General features: G+C 34.3%; 15 protein-coding genes and 1 rRNA gene. 5 read left to right on the forward strand and 11 right to left on the reverse strand.

Annotated features, from left to right (window positions below; all coding sequences use genetic code 11):
• Nucleotides 1-150 precede the first annotated feature (150 nt).
• Nucleotides 151-1,674, reverse strand: a 16S ribosomal RNA gene (locus ACE939_RS07950).
• 867 nt (nt 1,675-2,541) lie between these two features.
• Entirely contained in the window at nt 2,542-3,255 is a 714-nt protein-coding gene (locus tag ACE939_RS07955; protein ID WP_378188401.1) for a DUF4294 domain-containing protein, read from the reverse strand.
• 109 nt (nt 3,256-3,364) lie between these two features.
• Here ACE939_RS07955 and ACE939_RS07960 point away from each other — a divergent pair, with 109 nt between their 5' ends.
• Entirely contained in the window at nt 3,365-4,453 is a 1,089-nt protein-coding gene (locus tag ACE939_RS07960) for a M42 family metallopeptidase (protein ID WP_378188402.1), read from the forward strand.
• Between the two features lie 57 nt (nt 4,454-4,510).
• Here the strand turns inward: ACE939_RS07960 and acs are convergent, their stop codons facing one another.
• The 7 genes from acs to ACE939_RS07995 all read right to left on the reverse strand — a co-directional run bounded on the left by acs (nt 4,511) and on the right by ACE939_RS07995 (nt 13,727).
• Nucleotides 4,511-6,463 (reverse strand): acetate--CoA ligase, encoded by a 1,953-nt coding sequence (acs, locus tag ACE939_RS07965; RefSeq protein WP_378188403.1) that lies wholly within the window; start codon nt 6,461-6,463, stop codon nt 4,511-4,513.
• 28 nt (nt 6,464-6,491) lie between these two features.
• Nucleotides 6,492-6,857, reverse strand: a complete 366-nt coding sequence (locus ACE939_RS07970) for a response regulator transcription factor (protein ID WP_378188404.1) — start codon at nt 6,855-6,857, stop codon at nt 6,492-6,494.
• A 42-nt stretch (nt 6,858-6,899) separates the two neighbouring features.
• Nucleotides 6,900-9,590 carry an ATP-binding protein gene (locus tag ACE939_RS07975; protein WP_378184632.1) on the reverse strand — a complete coding sequence of 897 codons (2,691 nt, stop codon included), beginning with the start codon at nt 9,588-9,590 and terminating at the stop codon, nt 6,900-6,902.
• Between the two features lie 267 nt (nt 9,591-9,857).
• Nucleotides 9,858-11,645 (reverse strand): sodium:solute symporter family protein, encoded by a 1,788-nt coding sequence (locus ACE939_RS07980; protein ID WP_378184634.1) that lies wholly within the window; start codon nt 11,643-11,645, stop codon nt 9,858-9,860.
• Between the two features lie 33 nt (nt 11,646-11,678).
• A complete protein-coding gene (locus tag ACE939_RS07985; protein WP_378184636.1) occupies nt 11,679-11,942 on the reverse strand; it encodes a DUF4212 domain-containing protein in 264 nt (87 codons plus the stop codon).
• Nucleotides 11,943-11,953: 11 nt separating this feature from the next.
• Complete coding sequence (locus ACE939_RS07990; protein WP_378184638.1) at nt 11,954-13,189, reverse strand: hypothetical protein; 1,236 nt, start codon at nt 13,187-13,189, stop codon at nt 11,954-11,956.
• Nucleotides 13,190-13,307: 118 nt separating this feature from the next.
• The gene (locus ACE939_RS07995; protein WP_378184640.1) at nt 13,308-13,727 is read right to left on the reverse strand and encodes a hypothetical protein; all 420 of its coding nucleotides are present in this window, start codon (nt 13,725-13,727) and stop codon (nt 13,308-13,310) included.
• Nucleotides 13,728-14,108: 381 nt separating this feature from the next.
• Here ACE939_RS07995 and ACE939_RS08000 point away from each other — a divergent pair, with 381 nt between their 5' ends.
• The 3 genes from ACE939_RS08000 to ACE939_RS08010 are packed head-to-tail and all read left to right on the forward strand — an operon-like array spanning nt 14,109 to nt 16,398.
• Entirely contained in the window at nt 14,109-14,603 is a 495-nt protein-coding gene (locus ACE939_RS08000) for a Dps family protein (RefSeq protein WP_378184642.1), read from the forward strand.
• A 9-nt stretch (nt 14,604-14,612) separates the two neighbouring features.
• On the forward strand, nt 14,613-15,530 hold the full coding sequence (locus tag ACE939_RS08005; protein ID WP_378184644.1) for a mechanosensitive ion channel family protein: 918 nt from the start codon (nt 14,613-14,615) through the stop codon (nt 15,528-15,530).
• Nucleotides 15,520-16,398, forward strand: a complete 879-nt coding sequence (locus ACE939_RS08010) for a hypothetical protein (protein WP_378184646.1) — start codon at nt 15,520-15,522, stop codon at nt 16,396-16,398. The genes ACE939_RS08005 and ACE939_RS08010 overlap by 11 nt, the downstream gene beginning before the upstream one ends.
• 15 nt (nt 16,399-16,413) lie before the next feature.
• Here the strand turns inward: ACE939_RS08010 and ACE939_RS08015 are convergent, their stop codons facing one another.
• Nucleotides 16,414-16,971 carry a GNAT family N-acetyltransferase gene (locus tag ACE939_RS08015; RefSeq protein ID WP_378184648.1) on the reverse strand — a complete coding sequence of 186 codons (558 nt, stop codon included), beginning with the start codon at nt 16,969-16,971 and terminating at the stop codon, nt 16,414-16,416.
• A 5-nt stretch (nt 16,972-16,976) separates the two neighbouring features.
• Nucleotides 16,977-20,693: a metallophosphoesterase gene (locus ACE939_RS08020; RefSeq protein WP_378184650.1), complete on the reverse strand. Its 3,717-nt coding sequence runs from the start codon at nt 20,691-20,693 to the stop codon at nt 16,977-16,979.
• A 58-nt stretch (nt 20,694-20,751) separates the two neighbouring features.
• On the opposite strand from ACE939_RS08020, the gene ACE939_RS08025 reads away from it, so the two are divergent.
• Nucleotides 20,752-21,936 (forward strand): Pycsar system effector family protein, encoded by a 1,185-nt coding sequence (locus ACE939_RS08025; protein WP_378184652.1) that lies wholly within the window; start codon nt 20,752-20,754, stop codon nt 21,934-21,936.
• Nucleotides 21,937-22,009 lie beyond the last annotated feature (73 nt).

The following is a 22,009-nucleotide window of genomic DNA, read 5'->3' on the forward strand; positions in this document are numbered from 1 at the left end:
ATAACTTAAACATTATTCAATTCTACTATCTAAAATCTCAATTCTAAATAATTAATTAACAGCAATTAAGACTAAAAAATACTCTTTGAGAATACTTCCGATATTGAATTTAATCTATACAACTAGCTAGGCTAGCGCATAAATCTCTAGAAAGGAGGTGTTCCAGCCGCACCTTCCGGTACGGCTACCTTGTTACGACTTAGCCCCAGTTACCAGTTTTACCCTAGGCCGCTCCTTACGGTGACGGACTTCAGGTACCCCCAGCTTCCATGGCTTGACGGGCGGTGTGTACAAGGCCCGGGAACGTATTCACCGCATCATGGCTGATATGCGATTACTAGCGATTCCAGCTTCACGGAGTCGAGTTGCAGACTCCGATCCGAACTGTGATAGGGTTTATAGATTCGCTCCTGGTCACCCAGTGGCTGCTCTCTGTCCCTACCATTGTAGCACGTGTGTGGCCCAGGACGTAAGGGCCGTGATGATTTGACGTCATCCCCACCTTCCTCGCGGTTTGCACCGGCAGTCTTGTTAGAGTTCCCGACATTACTCGATGGCAACTAACAACAGGGGTTGCGCTCGTTATAGGACTTAACCTGACACCTCACGGCACGAGCTGACGACAACCATGCAGCACCTTGTAATCTGTCCGAAGAAAACTCTATCTCTAAAGCTGTCAGACTACATTTAAGCCCTGGTAAGGTTCCTCGCGTATCATCGAATTAAACCACATGCTCCACCGCTTGTGCGGGCCCCCGTCAATTCCTTTGAGTTTCATTCTTGCGAACGTACTCCCCAGGTGGGTTACTTATCACTTTCGCTTAGCCACTCAGACCGAAGTCCAAACAGCTAGTAACCATCGTTTACGGCGTGGACTACCAGGGTATCTAATCCTGTTCGCTACCCACGCTTTCGTCCCTTAGCGTCAATATATTGTTAGTGATCTGCCTTCGCAATCGGTATTCTATGTAATATCTATGCATTTCACCGCTACACTACATATTCTAACCACTTCACAATAATTCAAGACCTGCAGTATCAATGGCAATTTCACGGTTGAGCCGTAAACTTTCACCACTGACTTACAGACCCGCCTACGGACCCTTTAAACCCAATGATTCCGGATAACGCTTGGATCCTCCGTATTACCGCGGCTGCTGGCACGGAGTTAGCCGATCCTTATTCGTAGAGTACCGTCAAGGTGCTACACGTAGCACTAGTTCTTCCTCTATAAAAGCAGTTTACAACCCATAGGGCAGTCTTCCTGCACGCGGCATGGCTGGATCAGAGTTGCCTCCATTGTCCAATATTCCTCACTGCTGCCTCCCGTAGGAGTCTGGTCCGTGTCTCAGTACCAGTGTGGGGGATCTCCCTCTCAGGACCCCTATCTATCGTTGCCTTGGTATGCCGTTACCATACCAACTAGCTAATAGAACGCATAGCCATCTTATAGCGATAAATCTTTAATTATCAATCGATGCCAATCGATAATACTATAGGGCATTAATCCAAATTTCTCTGGGCTATTCCCTTCTATAAGGTAGGTTCTATACGCGTTACGCACCCGTGCGCCGGTCGTCAGCAAGTAGCAAGCTACCTCTGTTACCCCTCGACTTGCATGTGTTAAGCCTGCCGCTAGCGTTCATCCTGAGCCAGGATCAAACTCTTCATCGTGTATCTTTAAATATTATCTAAAAACAACACCGGAATTTATCGTAATCTCAAGTATGACTTTCTAGTCTTAATTCTTTGTTTGCTTCTACAACCTAATCCCGAAAGATTAAATCGTAAAACGCGCTGTCAATCAATATGTCTATGAACTTTCTCTAATTACTAAAGCAATCTTCATCGCTAGCAATTCTTGTTTAAGAGTAAGGAGTCGAACCTCTTTAAATTTCTGCCCTATTGCAGTATCTTAATGATTATGAACGTTTGCTTGTTTGTCTAAGCGGCTGCAAATATACAACCTTTATTTACACTAGCAAGCTTTTTTTAAAGTTTTTTTTAGTTTTATAAAGACCTCAAAAACTCTCTAGAACATCTGCAAAACTTCTTGTCGTTTTGCGGCTGCAAACATACAACCTTTTTCTATTCTGTCAAGTGTTTTTGAAAGTTTTTTGAAATTATTTTTTTCTTCGAAATAAACTCTAAAAACAATACTTTTCTATGAACTTTAGCCGCAGCTACTAACCCTGTTTTGCGGGGTGCAAACATACAAACCTTTTTTATTATGAAAAGCTTTTTTTTTAAAGTTTTTTTTAGAAATTTTTACCTCTTTTAAAACTCTTAAGAAACTCTACTCTTTTTCTATGAACGATCGCTCAACAGTTAGCCCGTTTTGCGGGTGCAAACATACGACCCTTTTGCAATACAACAAGTGCTTTTCTTGAAAATATTTTACAAAAAAATAGAAGTATCTGATTTAAAAAAAGATAGAATATAAAATTAATGAATTTTATTTAAATTAACTCTAACCAAACTATTTTTTTTTATAATTGACATCTTATATCAACTACTTCTCTCATCAGTATAAAGAGATTGTTATTTAGAATCTTTGGAAGAATTGCTTTTGCTGTTAGACCATTTATTCCTTAAATCATAAAAACTAAAATCAAGAGCGGTACGCTGTTCTTCCAAAATTTTATTTTGAAAACTGCGCTGTAAGATATCTTCAATCCAATAATCCTCTTCTACATTAATAGGATCGTATTGTTCCTTCAGAGAAATTTTAAAAAGTTTTGCCGTGTTATGATACCAAAAAGCATTCCACCCACTTCGATATTCTTTTACGAGATCAAACAAGGTGTGTCCAGTTTGTCTATTGATTAGCTTAACCAGAATCTGACCTTCTGTACGCGTCATTTTTTTTAGCTCTTCGGTAAATTCTTCTTCCATATAGTCCTGAAGAATTTTGACATAACGTTTACGTGCTCTTTTACCTTTAATTGAATCTAGTCTATTATTTAGACTTGTTAATCTATCCGCAGCTAATTTTGCATATGGATATACTTTTCTAGTTTTCCGTCTTAAAATTAAATAACGTCTTCTCGCAAGTTTATCATTAAATTTAAGTTTTCCTAAGATAATAACCTCTTCAAGATCTATTGCTTCATGAGGAATAGTATCCCCTTCAACAATGTAATATTGAACATAATTTATAGAATCTTTACTTGCCAAACCTTGATTTAAGGTATCTTGAGCAGATATAGATATCGAAAAAAAAAGAGTTCCTATATATATAAGGTATTTAACCATATTTTAAAATCTTCTAAAATCATTCCAAAAATAACAAATACCTAATGTAAACATGATATCTATATGAATATTATTAACTTCGTAAAAAAACGTAATTTAAAAATTTACTATGTCAATGAAAAGTATACTCAATCAAGATTCAATTAATTTTCTCGAAAAATATCTCAACAATCCTGCTCCAACTGGTTATGAGTGGAACGGGCAAAAACTTTGGATAGATTATTTAAAGCCTTATGTAGACACCTTTATTACGGATACATATGGATCTGCAGTTGGAGTGATCAATCCTGAAGCGAAATATAAAGTTGTTATTGAAGGGCATGCTGATGAGATCTCATGGTATGTAAACTACATCACAGATAACGGGTTAATTTACGTTATTAGGAATGGTGGAAGCGATCATCAAATTGCAGCTTCAAAAAGGGTAAACATTCATACAAAAAACGGTATGGTACAAGGTGTTTTTGGATGGCCAGCAATACATACCCGTGATAAATCAAAAGAAGAATCACCAAAATTAGAAAATATTTGTATTGATGTAGGGTGCAATACGAAACAAGAGGTTTTAGAACTTGGTGTTCATGTAGGATGTGTAATTACCTATCCTGATGAATTCTTTATACTCAACAATGATAAATTTGTTTGCAGAGCTTTAGATAATAGAATGGGTGGTTTTATGATTGCTGAAGTTGCTCGTTTATTAAAAGAAAATAAAAAGGAGCTTCCCTTTGGCTTATATATCACCAATTCTGTACAAGAGGAAATTGGCCTTCGTGGTGCCGAGATGATCACACACACTATCCAGCCTAATGTTGCAATTGTTACAGATGTTTGTCACGATACAACTACACCGATGATAGAGAAGAAAACCCAAGGAGAGACAAAAATTGGTGAAGGTCCTGTGATTTCCTATGCTCCCGCTGTCCAAAACAAACTAAGAGAGCTTTTGATCGATACCGCAGAAGAGAATAAAATTCCTTTTCAACGTATGGCTTCGAGTAGAATGACTGGTACAGATACCGATGCATTTGCTTACAGCAATGGCGGAGTAGCCTCTGCTTTAATATCTTTACCCCTGCGCTACATGCATACTACTGTAGAAATGGTACATAGGAATGATGTAGAGAATGTGATTAAACTTATTTATGAAAGTCTTCTTTCTATTAAAGATGGAGAAGATTTTAGCTATTTTAAGTAAGTAAAATTTTTAATTAAAAAATAAAAGGCAATCTGTTGATTGCCTTTTATTTTTTAATTAAAGTGCTCTTTCCATAATCTCCTGAACTACATCGGGATTTAATAATGTTGAAGTATCCCCTAAATTGGAGGTGTCTTTTGAGGCTATTTTGCGTAAAATGCGTCGCATTATTTTACCGCTCCGTGTTTTGGGTAGTCCGCTTACAAATTGAACTTTGTCTGGTTTAGCTATAGGTCCAATTGTTTTTGCCACCATATCTCTAATTTCATTACGTAAAGCGTCATTAGGATCTTTTCCTTCATATAGAGTTACAAAAGCATAGAGTGCTGTACCTTTTACATCATGAGGAAAACCTACTATAGCAGATTCGGCTACCGCTAGATGCTCATTTATAGCATTTTCGATTGGCGCAGTACCTAGGTTATGACCTGATACGATAACTACGTCATCCACCCTACCCGTTATTCTATAGTTGCCCGTGGCATCACGATATGCTCCATCTCCCGTAAAATACATGTTTTTGTAGGTAGAAAAATACACTTCTTTATACCGTTGATGATCGCCATAAATGGTTCTAGCTATCGAAGGCCATGGAAACTTAATTGCCAATCGACCTTCGGCACTTTTAGAATTCAACTCTAGCTCATTTCCCTCTGGGTCCATAAGTACTGGCTGAATGCCTGGTAAAGGTAGCGTTGCAAAAGTTGGACGTGTCGGTGTGATCCCAGCTAATGGTGATATCATCATTCCTCCAGTTTCGGTCTGCCACCATGTGTCTACTATAGGTGAATTACCTTTTCCTATATTATCATTGTACCAATGCCAAGCTTCCTCATTTATAGGTTCCCCTACACTACCTAAAACTTTTATGGAACTTAGATCATGTTTATTTACCAAATCTAAAGGTTGTTTGGCTAAGGCACGAATAGCTGTAGGTGCGGTATAAAAATGAGTTACATCGAGTTTGTCACAAATTTCCCAGAATCTCCCATAATCAGGATAACTCGGAATTCCCTCAAACATTACCGTAGTAACACCTGCTGCTAAGGGTGCATATACAATATAAGAATGTCCCGTAATCCATCCAATATCTGCCGAACACCAATAAACATCTGGCACTGATTTTACTTGATTTTTGACTCCTGTAGCTGCAAAATGATCACATTGAAATACATTTGCAAATGTATAGGTCGTATAGACCATATATCCGCCAATAGTATGTACCATACCTTTGGGTTTTCCTGTAGATCCCGAGGTGTACAGAATAAATAATGTATCCTCTGCATCCATAACCTCTGCAGGACATTCTTTTTCAACTTTTTGTAATTCATCAAACCAAAATTTATCCCTTCCTGCTTTCATTGGTGTAGCTTCTACAGTACGACGGTATACAATGACAGTTTCGATAGATGGTGTTTGTTTTAAGGCTTCGTCACACATTTCTTTCAGCTTAACTGGTTTTGTTCCTCGAAACACTTCGTTTGCTGTAATTAACATTTTACATTGTGAGTCATTAATACGACTTGCTATAGCTCGGCTAGAAAATCCTGCAAAGACGATAGAATGTATAGCGCCTATTCGTGCACACGCTAACATTGCTATTGCTAATTCGGGAATCATAGGCATATATAAACATACGCGATCTCCTTTTTTGATACCATTATTTTTTAAGACATTAGCAAAGTGTGAAACTTTTACAAATAATTGCTTGTAGGTTATGTGACGTGATTCTTCATCAGGATCATTGGGTTCCCAAATGATAGCTGTTTTATTTCCAAGCGTATCTAAATGCCTATCCAAACAATTTTCTGTAATATTTAATTTCCCTCCCTGAAACCATTTAATTTCGGGTTTTTTAAAATCCCATTCCAAAGTTTTATCCCAGCGTTTGTGCCAATAAAACTTTTCGGCAATAGCATCCCAAAATTTTTCAGGATTCTCTATACTCTCTTGATACGCCTCCTTATATTCTGCAAATGATCGTAACTGTAAGGTGTCTCTAACTATCATGGTTTTAATTTTTTATTTTAATTCGCACTCATTGCGCAAGTGCATTAACTGTTTTTAATAATTTTTTAACTGAAAAGGGTTTCGTAACATAGGCATCAACACCCATAGCTAGTCCTTTCTCTATGTCACTATTTTTATTTTTTGCTGTTAAGAAAATCACTTTAATATTTTTAAATGCAACATTGTTCTTTACAAATTCTAAGGTTTGATAACCATCAACTTTGGGCATCATAATATCTAAGAGCATAATATCTGGTGTTTCAGCTCTCATCAAAGCCAAAGCTTCACTGCCGTCTCGAGCTATAAACACTTCATAATTATGTTTTTTAAAGATATACTCTAACGACATTACAATATTAGGTTCATCATCTACTATTAAAATTTTTTTACTCATTTAGATTTACTTCTGTCAGTATTTTTTAATTAATAATTGCTGTTAGTTACAAGGCAGCTCAATATTAAACCGGGCTCCTTCTACAACATCTTCATCTACCCATATAGTACCTTTATGATTTTCTATAATATGTTTGCTAATAGCTAAACCAAAACCGCTACCGATTGGTTTCTGAATATTTTGATTTTTAGATTGATAAAATTTATCAAAAATATGAGGAACATCTTCTTTTGGAATACCTTTACCATTATCCTCTATCTGAATCAATACATTATTCGTAGTGTATCTGTACTGTATTATAATTTCTCCTTTTTCTCTATCTACAAATTTTATCGCATTGGATAGGACATTTGTAAATACCTGAAGTATTCGATCCTCATCATATTTGGTTTTAACAGGAGCAAATGATTGAGGAACTTTGATTTTAATCTGTTTTTCCTTGGCTATCGGAAGTACTCCTTTGACCGCACGATCTATAGTTTTTTGTAAATCGTGTTCTCTCTTATCAAAAATCTCTCTGCCAGAAGCTAATTTTTCTAAATCTAAAATATTACTAATTAGCCTAGACAAGCGTTTAGAATCCTGAAGTATGTTAGTTAAAAACTCTCGTTGTAGCGCACTAGGCATATCATCATTATCCTTTAACACCTCTGAAGTTGCACGTATAGCAGTAATAGGAGTTTTAAGTTCGTGAGCAACCGTATCCAAAAATTCATCCTTCAACTTATCCTGAAGTTGTAATTGATTATTGGCTTTTTTCAACTCTTCTGTTAACTTCACTAATTCTTTTGATTTTTGTCTAAGTGATTTATTACTAGAGATTGTCTTTTTGTTTTCTTCCAAAATTTCCAAAACTTCAATCAAACTAACGGGTTGCTCCTCGATCACACTAGCTATTAATATACGTGAAGATGCGCTTCCCAAACTTCCTGTAAGTAATTTTTCTGAAAAATTAATAAGTCTTGCATCTGCTCGTTCTGTGGTTTTTGGCAAATTATATTTGACGAAAAAATGTTTTAAAGCTCTATCGGTTTTATCCTTTCCTAAGAAAGTATATAGCATATTACGTATATCTTGTACATAGGCTTCACCTTTCCATACAAAAGCGTTTTCTTGTAAATATTGTGCGTTACTATTAACAAACATCTCTGCATAGTTACGCTCCCGATAATTGCCTACACTAGCCAAGGATACTCCCATATAAACTAATATGTTAAAAAACATACTCCAAAAAAATGCATGGGTTACTGGTGTAAGAAAATTAATCCCGAACAAATGATATGGCTTGAGTAACCTAATTCCAAAAGGACCGTATTCTATAAATGTTGAATCATCAAAAATTGTATCCAATACAAACGGTAAGATTAGCGTATAGAGCGTAATAAGACTTCCGCAAATAATAGATAATTTAGCAGCTTTTGCAGATCCACGATTCCAAAATAAACCAATAAAAAATGACGGCGCTAATTGTGCTATCACTACAAAAGATATTAATCCTATGGAAAATAGCGATAGTTGAATATTAAAATTAATATAAAATAAATAAGCTCCTACAATTAAACTAAAAATTGCGATGCGTCTTATATTTTTTATGTAATAATCTATTCGTTCAGGATGACTACGACTAAATTTATCCAAAAATCCATAAGGGATGATTAAATTGTTACTCAACATCGTCGAAAGTGCCAAGCTAGATACAACCACCATGCTTATAACTGCCGAAAATCCACCTAGAAAAACTAAAATAGCCAGAATTATATTATTCTCACTAAGCGGGATAAGCAATGTATAATAATCAGGATTAACATCACTACCAAGTGATAACCTTCCGCCCCAAGCAATAAAAATTACAAAAATATTGAATAGAAGAAGGTACAAAGGAAAGAGCCATATAGCTTTTTTTAAATGTTTCTCTGTTACATTTTCAATTACCGAAACTTGAAATTGTCTCGGTAAAAGGAAAATTGCTAAAAATGATAACGCTATCATAAAATACCAATTAACTCCAGCTTCAAGGGAGGTCAAACTAACTAACGTATCAAATTCTGAAGTTTGACTTATTTTTTTAAAAATATCAGAAGTTCCATCAAATAAATAAAATGTAACATATACACCAATAGCAAGAAAAAAAAGTAATTTCAAAACAGATTCGACAGCAACAGAAAATATGATTCCCTGTCGTCTTCTCGCTGCATCCACCGTTCGTGTGCCAAAAAAGGCTACAAAAACAGCAAGCAAAATGGCAACATAAAATGTAGTATCTGTAAAAACAGAACTTGTGGAGGCCGTTAATGGTGTTGATGTTAATATTGAAAATGTTTCAGAAACAGCTTTTAATTGTAGGGATATATACGGTAATATCCCAATAACACATACAAGTGTTACTAGAGCTCCCAGAAATCGATTGTTACCATACCGCAATGATATAAAATCTGCTATACTTGATATTTTATGTTGTTTGGCTATGCGTATTACTTTTTTTAAAACAACAATCCAGAGTGGTGCAGCAATGATAGGACCAAGATATGTAGTAAGAAAACTTACCCCAGAGCGAGCTGCAATGCCAACACTACCGTAATATGTCCAGGCAGAGCAGTAAACGGCAAGTGAGAGTGTATACACGTAGGCATTATTAACCCAACGTTTTTTGGCTATTCTCTCTGCCCAATATGCAATACCAAAGAGTACTAACAAATACAGTATAATTATACTTATAACACTGTAGCTATTCATGGAAACGTTTTAATATGTATGCTGATAAAAGAATGGACAAAAACCAAAATAAAAAGATAAAAAAATATAACAACGGAATTCCCATGACATTACCAGATTGATTGAAGATAAATATCAAAGGAATATTGAATAAAAAAACAAGTACCATAGAAAGCACTAACAGTTTTTGTTCATGTCTTTTTTTCATCTATACTACTTTAGCTATATGAATCACTATAAAGTTAAGAAATCACGTTCTTAACTTTATAGATAATTCAATTAATTTGATTAATGTGTCGCTTCACCTGCATTGTTAGGTAATCGAATATTCTCTACAATATCCTGCACATCTTGAGGAGGAGGAGATGTAAATGAAGAAACTGATAACGAAACAATAAAGTTTATAACCATTGCTACTGCTCCAAATCCCTCTGGAGAAATACCAAACCACCATTCGCTAGCTGGAGGCAAGGTTTCATCAAACCAACCTAATTTATATTTGATCATGTATAATAACATACAAAGAATCCCTACAACCATCCCGGCTATTGCTCCCTCTTTATTCATTCTTTTATAAAATATCCCTAAAACGATCGCAGGAAAGAAAGAGGCTGCGGCTAGACCAAATGCCAACGCTACTACAGCGGCAACAAACCCAGGAGGATTAATACCAAAATAACCTGCAACACATACTGCTGCAACAGCAGACAAGCGAGCTGCTATTAACTCTCCTTTTTCTGAAATACTTGGCTTAATCATTTTTTTAATTAAATCATGAGAAACTGATGAAGAAATTACTAAAAGAAGACCTGCAGCAGTAGACAATGCAGCTGCCAAACCTCCTGCAGCTACCAGCGCGATAACCCAATTTGGTAATTTAGCAATTTCTGGATTGGCTAATACCATAATATCTCTATCAACAAAAAGTTCATTTTGATTTGATACATTGCTATTAGAAATCAAGCGTTCTCCATTAACACCTCTTTTCTTACCTTCAAAAATAGGTTTGTTTTTATTACCTTCTACAGCACTTCCATTACGGTATTGAACTTTACCATCATTATTTTTATCTACCCATCCTAAAAGTCCCGTATCTTCCCAATTTTTAAACCAAGCTGGCAATTCTTGGTATGCTTTATTATTTACCGATTCTATTAGATTTGTTTTTGCAAATACAGCTACAGCTGGTGCTGTTGTATATAGAATTGCGATTAAAAATAAGGCGTACCCCGCAGACTTTCTGGCATCTTTCACTCTTTTTACAGTAAAGAAACGTACAATTACATGTGGTAAACCCGCTGTTCCCACCATTAATGCCAAAGTAATAGCAAAAACATCTAAGATGGATTTTGATCCATCGGTATATGCCGAAAAGCCAAGTTCTGTACTTAAGCCATCTAATTTATCCAATAAATACACCCCTGAACCATCAGAAACAGTATCGCCAAACCCAAGCTGCGGAATAGGATTTCCTGTCATTTGAATAGAAATAAAAATAGCCGGAACCATAAAGGCAAAAATTAATACACAATACTGGGCCACCTGCGTATAGGTAATGCCTTTCATACCTCCTAAAACTGCATAGAACAATACGATAATCATACCGATTATTACTCCAGTATTTATTTCTACTTCTAGAAATCTAGAAAAAACTATCCCCACTCCTCGCATTTGTCCAGCTACATAGGTAAAAGAAACTAATAAGGCACAAAAAACAGCAACGGACCTTGCAGTTTTAGAATAATACCGATCTCCTATAAAATCTGGCACAGTAAATTTCCCAAATTTTCTTAGATATGGAGCTAACAGCAGTGCTAAGAGAACATAGCCACCAGTCCATCCCATTAAGTATACTGCCCCATCATATCCTGCAAAGGCAATGATACCTGCCATAGATATAAAGGAAGCTGCACTCATCCAATCTGCTGCAGTAGCCATACCATTAGCTAAGGGTGAAACACCACCGCCTGCTACATAAAACTCTTTTGTAGATCCTGCTCTAGACCATATTGCTATACCAATGTATAGCGCAAAGGTTATTCCTACCAAGATATAAGTCCACATTTGAACATCCATAATATTATATTTTAGTTATTAGTTTATTATTTATTAATCTTTATCATATCCATATTTTTTATCAAGTTTATTCATCAAGCGAACGTAGATAAATATTAAAATGACAAAAACATAAATAGAACCTTGCTGTGCGAACCAAAAACCTAATCTAAAGCCTCCTAATCGAATTTCATTAAGTGCATCTTTAAATAAGATACCCGCACCATAGGAAACCAAGAACCAGATGATGAGTAAAATAAAGAGATATCTAACATTTTCTTTCCAATAGGCTGTAGCCTTTTTTTGTGATTCTGACATAATTAAATATTTTATAGGTAAATCATTGCTTGTAATGTTACTAATCCAGTGGCATCCCCTTCTCCATATTTAGTGTTTTTATATTCTAAGGTCAATTTTGAGTTATGACCATTCATATACATATTAGCTCCTACACCTAGAGTGGTAGCTGTATCATCAATAAGATCTATAGATCGTAAACTGAAGGAAGTATAGGGCTGAAATTTTATTTTTTTATCGGTAGCATTTGGCAAAACTACTCCCAAATGACCATAGACCATGGATCCCGTTTCGTATGTCTGACCCAATGTATAATTGTCTCCGTAATTATTATTTTGATACGTAGCATACCCAGTAATGGCAGAACCTTTATCACCGATAGGCGCATCGTAAAAAGCATCAATTGCAAAAATTGCTACATTTTCACCATTTAATGTCCCATCTACTTCAGCTGTAACCGCACCTTCTGGATGGTAGAAAAAACCAGCACCGAGAGAAAAAACTTTTTTTGTTCCCAAGTAAGAACCTACTTTATACGGAAGAAAATTAGATTCCTGATCCAAGAATTGATATTCAAAATAACCAGCAAAATTTTTACCCGCATCTTTGGATCCTAGTAATCTTCTTCCAGCGTAAACGGGAGTCTCATTAGGTAATGGTATAGCTTGTTCTTGTAAGTTATTTGTGACGGCTTCATTTATTGCTAAACGATACTGTAACTTTCCAAAAGAGCCTTTAAAAAAGATACCAATATGCCTAGCAAATTGATCTGATAAACCAATAGTAGCCCATGATTGTCGATTGTTATCAAGAGTTAGCAGATTCAAAGTACCTTGATTATTTAATCTAGATATACCGTTCCAATAATGCAATCCTCCTCCAACAGCGTGCTTATCACCCAGACTATACTGAAGATAAACGTCGTGAAAAAAAAGTTGTGAACTATCTCCAAGGCCCGTAGGGCTTTGATTATTGGCATTCAAGCTATTGAGTCCAAAGTGAGTTAAAATTAGAAAATCCTTATTAATTTGAGAATACATTAAAATACGTGCTCGACGAACACTAAAGTTTATATTACTAGCATCATCGGGAGCATCGTCGTTGTATTGTGTCCAAAATTGAGCCCAAGATAATATCCTAAAATATTTTGTCCCCTCGTCGTTTAATTTTACTTTAAGACCTCCAGTATAATCCGCTGATCCTTGGGAAAAAGTGTGATGAGTAGTAAAGCAATAAAGAATAAGTAAAAAAATCAGATTTTTTTTCATGACTTTTAGTTTTTGATTTATAGTGTGAATTGAAAATCAGTATATAATACTTATCTAAAAGTCCTAATTTCTATATCTTAAAAAAAAATCAATATAGTTAAATGGTAATATAGTATAGTTACTCTTTAAAACGTTCCCATTTTATAACCATAAACTTATCACCCAACTCGGTAACAATAACCCCTGCCCCCTTTAGGTTAGATGCCAAACTAAAAAAATTTGATAACTCTAAAGCACTCATAATTTTATAAGTAGGATGATAGTCTGAGTTATATGGTCTTTTAATTCCATATTTTTTAACCCAATTCATGATACTAACATGTGAAACTCCTAAAATTCTTTCAATTTCTCGGTATGACAAACCTTCTAAATAAAGTTGTAGCGCTTTATTCACATAATATTCATCAATTCCTTTACCTAACTTATTAACAGTGAAATAGTAGTTACAAAGTTTACATTGGTATCGTTGTCGATCCTTTACGATGCCACTTTTAATATATTTTAACGAGTTACAATTTGGACAGCTATTGATAGACATCTATACTATTTTTGCATAAATATACTTATTTAGCAATATATTTTTATTAAAAATATACATACTTTTTAATGAAATCCTTAAAATATTAAAAGCTTTCATGTTATTTTAATTAAAGTTTAGAGAAAAATCACACTATATAAACATGATAGTATTTCAGAAATTGAGTTAATTTGTAGCAGTTTCAATACGGCTTAAGTTCAAATACTACTAGATAGATTTTTGCAATATTCTCATAGAGAAAAACGAGAGAAAATTCTTTTGCAGGAGTACCGAAATACAATTAGTAGTCTACGTTAAATTTATACTAAACTATAGCACTTTACTCATTTTTTAGAGAGATTCTATGGTAATTTGCATAAAAACTTACAAAAAATAAAATTTATGAATTATTTAAATTTAGATGCAGATAAAACTTCAGAAACGGTAAAAGAATTAAATACTCTTTTGGCAGACTATCATTTATACTATCAAAAATTAAGAAATTTTCATTGGAATATTTTAGGGAAAAATTTCTTTGATCTTCATGTACAGTTTGAAGCTATGTATGATGATGCAAAACTAAAAGTTGACGAAATTGCAGAGCGTATACTTACTTTACGATATCAACCAGTGAGTAACTATTCTGATTACATTAAACAATCAAACTTAAAAGAATCAAGCTCTGACTTGAGTGACGAAAAAATGATCTCTACCTTATTAGAGGATCACGGAACCATGCTTAAACAAATGAGTAAAGTTGTTAAAACCGCTGATAGTGCAAGTGATGAAGGAACTATTGACTTGGTTGGAGCCTATATTAGAGAACTCGAAAAAACTAGTTGGATGCTAGATGCTTGGAGAATGAAGACGGGTGATTCTATGAAGGTTTCAAAATAAATTTACTACATGGCATTGCAAGAAGCTCAAAAAAGTACGTCAGCAACATTTAGGATTAGTGATTCAATAGAGAATTTAACCGATAAATTAGAAGGTTGGTTAGATGGCTTAATTCTCATTCTACCCAATTTAATATTGGCAATCTTAGTGTTTCTTTTATTTCTTCTTGCTGCCAAGTATCTGGGTAGGCTTTTAAGAAATGTAATTTTACAACGAATACGCCAAGAATCTATAAAAAGTATTACGATTAGAGTGATAAAAAGTATTGTCATTCTAATCGGCTTTTTTATCGCTTTGGGTTTATTAAATTTGGATAAGGTATTGACATCGGTCCTCGCGGGTGCAGGTGTCATAGGATTGGCAATAGGACTGGCTTTACAAGGTACGCTTAATAATACTTTCTCGGGTGTAATTCTTAGCTTTTTACCAAGGATCGAATTGGGTGATTGGGTCGAAACGAATGGGTTTGCAGGCTTGGTAGAAGATATAAATTTGAGAAGTATTGTTATTAGACAAGCTGATAATAATTTTGTTATGATACCGAATGCAAAAATTATTGAAGAACCTTTTGTAAACTATTCACAAACTAATAGATCACGAGTAACAATCTCATGTGGTGTCGGCTATGCTAGCGATTTAGAAAAAGTATCAGAGCTTACTAAAAAAACTATTGAAAAAAATTTTAAGCAAAATAACAAAGAGGAAGTAGAGTTTTTCTTTCAGGAATTTGGAGATAGTTCAATCAACTTTATTGTTAGATTTTGGACCAACGTTTTAAATAAGAAGGACATAATGGCCGCACAGCATACTGCAATAATCGCTCTTAAACAAGCATTTGATAAAGAAGGTATTACTATTCCTTTCCCAATTAGGACTATAGATTTTTCTAATAATCTCTCCCTTAGCAATAAAATAAATGAAAAGTAATATGATTTTCAAACTTAAGGTAACAATATTTTTTATTCTAACTTCTATTACTGGTAGTTGTCAAAAATATGGCGACCTAGTAAAAGTTAATCAACTTTCTACAAGTATTCAAGAAATTTCTGGAATTGCAAAAATTAGTCAGGATCAACTAATCTATGCAATAAATGATTCTGGTAACGATAATATTTTATATGGTCTTGATGCAACAGGTACAATTGTCAAAGAAATCAAATTAACTAATACAACAAATATTGATTGGGAAGCAATGGCATCTGACAAAGATGGGAATGTATATGTTGGTGATTTTGGAAATAACAAGAACGATCGAAAAGACTTAGTTATCTACAAAGTATCAGAAGTATTTGCTAAAAAAACTGGCAATGCAACTGCTATAAAGACAACTTTTGTATTTGAGGATCAAGAAAAGTTTCCTCCAAAAAAAGAAAAACGAAATTTTGATGTAGAAGCATTTATTTATCTCAATAACAACTTTTACCTTTTTACTAAAAATCGAGCTAAAAAGTTTGACGGAGTTACTAAGTTGTATAAAATTCCTGCAGCTCCAGGTGATTATGTGGCTAAGTTAATTGGTTCTTACGAAACCTGTAATGATGACAATGATTGTTTTGTTACAGGAGCCGCGATCAATACTGAAAACGATAAGATAGTTCTTCTAACTTATGACAAGTTATTCATATTTAAAAATTTTAAAAATGATAATTTTTTTGAAGGTGACGTCGAAAAAATCCAATTAGAACATCGATCGCAAAAAGAAGGAGTTTGCTTTAAAAATAAAAACACTTTATTTATTATAGATGAAGGACGCGGTCAATCTGGTGGTAATTTATACGAATACCCTCTTAAATAAAATTATAGTTTTTTATTACTCCTTAGCTTCAGTACTGTCTACATTTTTGATCCAATCTTCATGTAGAATTGCATAATCAAATCCATCAGACCATCCAGATTTTAACGGAAGTACTTTTCTTTTTTTTCCTTCTCTCAAGAATCCCGACTTTTCTAATACTCGTATTGAGCTAAGGTTGTCACAGGCACAACCAGCTTCAATACGATGCAATTTAAGTTCTTTAAAACCAAATTTTACTATTTCTTTGGTTACTTCAGTTCCAAATCCTTTATTCCATTGTTCTGGCATTAATTTATACCATACTTCTCCTCTACTATATTTTAAATTCCCCAGTTGCAAACCAATAATTCCGATATATTCATTAGTGACTTTGTCCTCAATCACAAACCCATAGAATATTTGGGCATTCATATTTTCTATCCATTTTGAAAGAATTCTCGCTGTAGTATGTATCGACTCGGGGATACCTAGTGTATTATACTGGTCTACTTCTTCTAGGATATGCAATTTATGAATGGCATGTAAATCTTTAGATTCCATTGGCCGTAAAGTACATCGCTTAGTATTTAGCATTTTGATCAAAATGTAAAGCCAAAGCCAAAAGAAAATCGTAGGCCATCCTCACCAGTGAAAAAATTAAAGGTTCCACTAATAGAATCGGCGCTATTAATCCAAAATCCACCGCCGTAATCATTATGCCATTTTTGAGAATTATCATTATCCCCTAACCAAACCCTTCCCAAGTCAGCACCTGTAAAAACACCTAATTGTATAGGTAGTACACCTGTTTTAAATTGGTTAAAACTATAACGTACATCTGCACTAGTAGCAAAAGATCGCTTTCCCGAAAAACGTTGATTACGGTATCCTCGTAATCCTGTATTTTGTCCTAATTGAGCAGATTGATAGAATTCGAAATCATCACCAATATTTATTTGTGCTTGCGCAGAAGTTTTGAGTACAAGTTTACGATTTGTTGTCAAAGCATTATAAAAACCTAAGTATGGTTTAATGTATGCAAAAGTCCTATCAAAATTTTCAACATTAGCTGTTACTCCTCCATTAATTTCAAATTTCATACCATTGGAAGGATTTACATCTACATCGTAACTTTCATAACGATAAGTTGCATCGGCACTTATAAAATATTTTCTTTTGAAAAATTCTAAATCTTCAACTTCAAAAATTGGATTTCCTATAAATCTATCACCATCGTTATCGACCTGTACTCCTTCAAATCTAGCTTTGTAATCAAAATAACTACCAAATCTGCCAAATTTTGCAGCACCAATGTCAACTCCTAAATGACTAATGCGTACTCTGTTAAACTTAAGTCCCAATTCATCATCATTATTTAAAGTTTCATTACCAAAACCAAAGTAGTTTTCACTAAAGTTAGGGCTTGTAAAAAGTGCTCCTACTACTAGATTATAATTTTTAAAAACACCTGCAAACTCTCCTCTATATTTTATATCAAAACCGTTTGTAGCAAAATAAAATCCTGCTGTAAAAGTATGTTTGGTGGTAAATGGGTTTCTATTAAATCCATTCACACGATAAACATTTTTGATTCCAATTTTAAAACCATCATCAGGATTATACCCCACCGCCGGAATCAGGGAATTCTTTTTTACAATTTCTTTATTTTTGTCAAAAGAGTTTACTTCGTATGTATCAGTAAAACGGATATTTGCATTTCCTTTTCGAATTATCGTGTTGGGTTTGGATTTGTAATCATAAATAGTAACCCTTTTACCATTTTCGACATCGAATTTATCATGATCCTGCCCACCAATTATGCGAATATAAATAAGGTTTTTACCCTTACCAGATATTTTAAAATAATCGTCATCGTCCAAACCATAGAGCCAAATTTCTTTAGTATTTTTTCTGTCGTACAGTTTTTCACTTACTACATCAGCTTTCTTACCTCCTTTAATTCTTGATATTGTTATTTTAGTTTTACCATTTTCTAATCTTTCAACTTCAATATAATCATCTTTATCGGTTCCTGTTACAATTGCAAGTTCTGCCAAATACGCATAATATCTATCTGCGATTTTTACCAAATTATCCCGTCTTCCTTTAAGATTATCCATGATCTCTTGTGAAGATTCTCCTTTTACTGCCTCGGGTAATTGTGTGAAAGCACTTTCAATAATTTCGTCGGTTAATTGATCTTTAATATACTGTGCTTGCTTTTTCCATGCATCCCTCCCACTGTTCTGTATAAAAGTTCTATCTAATTTGAGCCCTGCTATATTAAACCACTTTATGCTTTTTAAGGTTTTATCATATACTTGAAATTTATTAGTTACTCCTACCAAACCTCTAAGTGTCCCCAAAAAAGCACCGTCAAAATTTGAAAAAGCTTGATCTCTATCTCGTGGTATTGGTCTAAAAATATGGTCTCCGTTTTCCTCTTCAAACTCGGCCCAGCGCCATTGATCTTGGTGCCTATCCCAATCTCCAATCAACATATCAAACATTCGTGCTCTTATAAAAGCGGTTTCATCAATTTTATATTTTTCGTCTCTACGCAAACGCTCATACACATCGGCAGTACTCTCAATGTCATCTGGTTGTCCAAAGGTAATTTGATTCGCATGATTTTCTTCTGGCCGTTCTTCGATCATAAAAAGCTCATCACCATATTCTGCATTATATTTTCCTAAGGCTTTTTGCTTTGGAACATAAAAAACTTTAGGATTTGTATGATAAATACCCACAGCATCTGATAGTTTTGGGATTACCGTGAATATATATGGATGTGCTGCTGTATAAAAGTCTTGTAGTATATCCTCAGAAATTGTGTTCTCCAAATCATCAACTACATAGTTGTTTTTAAAGGCATTAGCCTGCAAAAATTGAACTCCGCTTTTTTTGAGAGCTCTCAAATTAAATTCTTTTCCCTCTTTGTCCTTTACTCTTAATGATCGGGTCTGTTGCCCGCCACCTTTACGCATCACTGTTAATCCACCAAATAACGTATCCAAATCTGCTACTGGTGCTTTAATTTTTGTGCCGTACAAATCTCTGTAATGATCTCCCCAAATACTTTCGTACACCTCGGTACGATCTGTTTCCTCATATTCATATACAGATGCTTCTACTACTGGATCAAAACTATCTGGTAACGAAGAAAAATCAAAATCCTTACGTTTTGGATAAACTTCTGTCTCAAATAGTAAGGTTGGTTCATTATTTTTACTTCCAAAATAAGCGACGCGAGAAGAACCATCTTTTAAAATATCTAGACGTGCAAAACCTTGACCTCCAAAAGCAAACAGACCATCATTACCCAAGGTAGCATAAGAAGCTTTGGCTCCAGATCCCGATACAATCTGTTTAATACCATCATTTACAATGTATTGTATAGAATGTTCATGACCAGATGCAAATATTACATTTTCGCCACTCGCAGCAATTGTAGAAATACGACGAACTAGTGATTTATATTGTTTGTTTTGTATATCTTGGCTAGAAACTCCGCCACTAGTTCTAATCATCATTGCTAACGAACCTAGTACTGGTAAAGGGATTTTTCTTTGACTAGGGTATAAATGCTTCACAGGAGCATATTTACCACCATGTACACCATTCGAGAATAGAGGATGGTGTAGTGCTACCAAATTAGTCTTGTCCTGCCCTTTTTTTAAAGCGCTTTCAAATTCGAGAAAAAATGTCTCTCTCGATTTTATTTGGGGACAATTATCATTGATTGTTGGGTGCTTGTCCCAATTTTCGAGATACCATTGTGAATCAATCAAAATCAATTGAATATTATCGGTTATCGCGATAGTCTCTATGGGGCAACCTTGAGCTGGTCTAAATACCTTGCGATCCTTTAATTTACTTTCAAAATAATTTTCTTCCCTTTTTAAACCTTTAAGCCCCTCGTTATACCAATCATGATTTCCTGGTATAAAAATAACTTGACCATCAAAACCATTAACCGAAGCTATTTGTGCATCTAATCTATGCTCTGCTAAGGGTCTATCAACTGCGCCTTTGACAGGCATGCCAGCTGGATAAATATTATCACCCAAAAATATTGCGTAATTACCTTTTTGAGGATGTGTTTTCAAATATGTTTCAAAAGCCAACAGCCCTGGTGTACTGCCTCCAGGCGAAGCATATCCCGCATCTCCTATTAGAAAGAATGTTTTTTCAATTAAAGAAGAATCCACAACCTTATAATTCGTCTGTTTATCTCTGTATTGGGGCTCATAAAGCGCACAATTCGATAGTAATAAAAAGCTTAGAATTGTTAGAATTATGTTATATTTTTTCATACGAATAGGACGGTAATTTTAATATATTGTACTTTGGTGTTAAATTTAATACGAGTCTATGTCAACACTTATAGAGAAAGCAGATAAGTTTGTTTTACAGTTATTTAAAAATGAACTTCCTGAAACTTTTGTTTATCATAATTACATCCATACACAACGCGTCGTTAAAAGTACTAACGAAATAATAGAAAATTCTGAAATTGATGTTAAAGATGCCGAGGTACTAAGGCTTGCAGCATGGTTACATGATACAGGCTATACCAAAAGTATTGATACTCATGAAGAAGAAAGTATTGTCATCGCTAACAAATTTTTACGAGAACACAATGTTGATCCTGAGGTTATTCAAAAGGTAGAAAAATGTATTTTAGCTACTAAATTTAATTCTACTCCTACTACGCTTTTGGAAGAAGTAATTAGAGATGCAGACAGCTCTCATTTTGCCAAAAAATATTTTGAAGAAACCAGTGAGTTTTTACGACAAGAATTACGTTTGCACAATATTAAAGATTTTACATCCAAAGAATGGATTCAGGAAAATATAGAAATGTTTACTCAAAAACATCAATATTATACTGACTATGCTTTAAAAAATTGGGTTAAGAAAAAGGATGAGAATTTATTGAAGCTTATCGAAAAACAAAAGAAGAGAAAGAAAAAGAATAAAAAGGAAGCTTTAAAGGCCCAGTTAAAGGCTAAGTACAAAAATGAAAGTCCAGAACGGGGAATACAAACCCTTTTTAGAGTTACTTTAAGAAATCATATCAAACTTAGCGATATAGCAGATACAAAAGCCAACATATTACTGTCGGTAAATGCAATTATCATTTCTTTGGCACTTGCTAATTTGATTCCGAAATTAGATTCTGTAAGCAATCAACATTTATTATTTCCGAGTTTAATTTTAGTATTGTTTAGTGTAGCCTCTATAATTCTTTCGATTATGTCTACGCGACCTAATGTAACTACTGGAGAATTTACCAAGGAACAGGTACAAAATAAAGAAATTAATGTGCTCTTTTTTGGCAATTTTCACAAAATGCCCTATCAAGAATACAAATGGGCGATCCAAGAAATTATTAAAGACAAGGAATATGTGTATGAGTCATTAACTAAAGATTTATACTTTCTTGGCATAGTACTTAATCGTAAATATAAATTATTACGCCTTACTTATACAGTATTTATGATTGGAATCATCGTCTCAGTTATCGCCTTTATTGTGGCTTTTTATTACCTATAGCATTTAAACTAAAATATTATTTATAACTAAAAACTCAATTCTTAGGTAAGAATTGAGTTTTTAAATTAAATTT

The sequence above is a fragment of the Aquimarina rhodophyticola genome (assembly GCF_042434915.1).
In the GTDB taxonomy this organism is placed as follows: domain Bacteria; phylum Bacteroidota; class Bacteroidia; order Flavobacteriales; family Flavobacteriaceae; genus Aquimarina.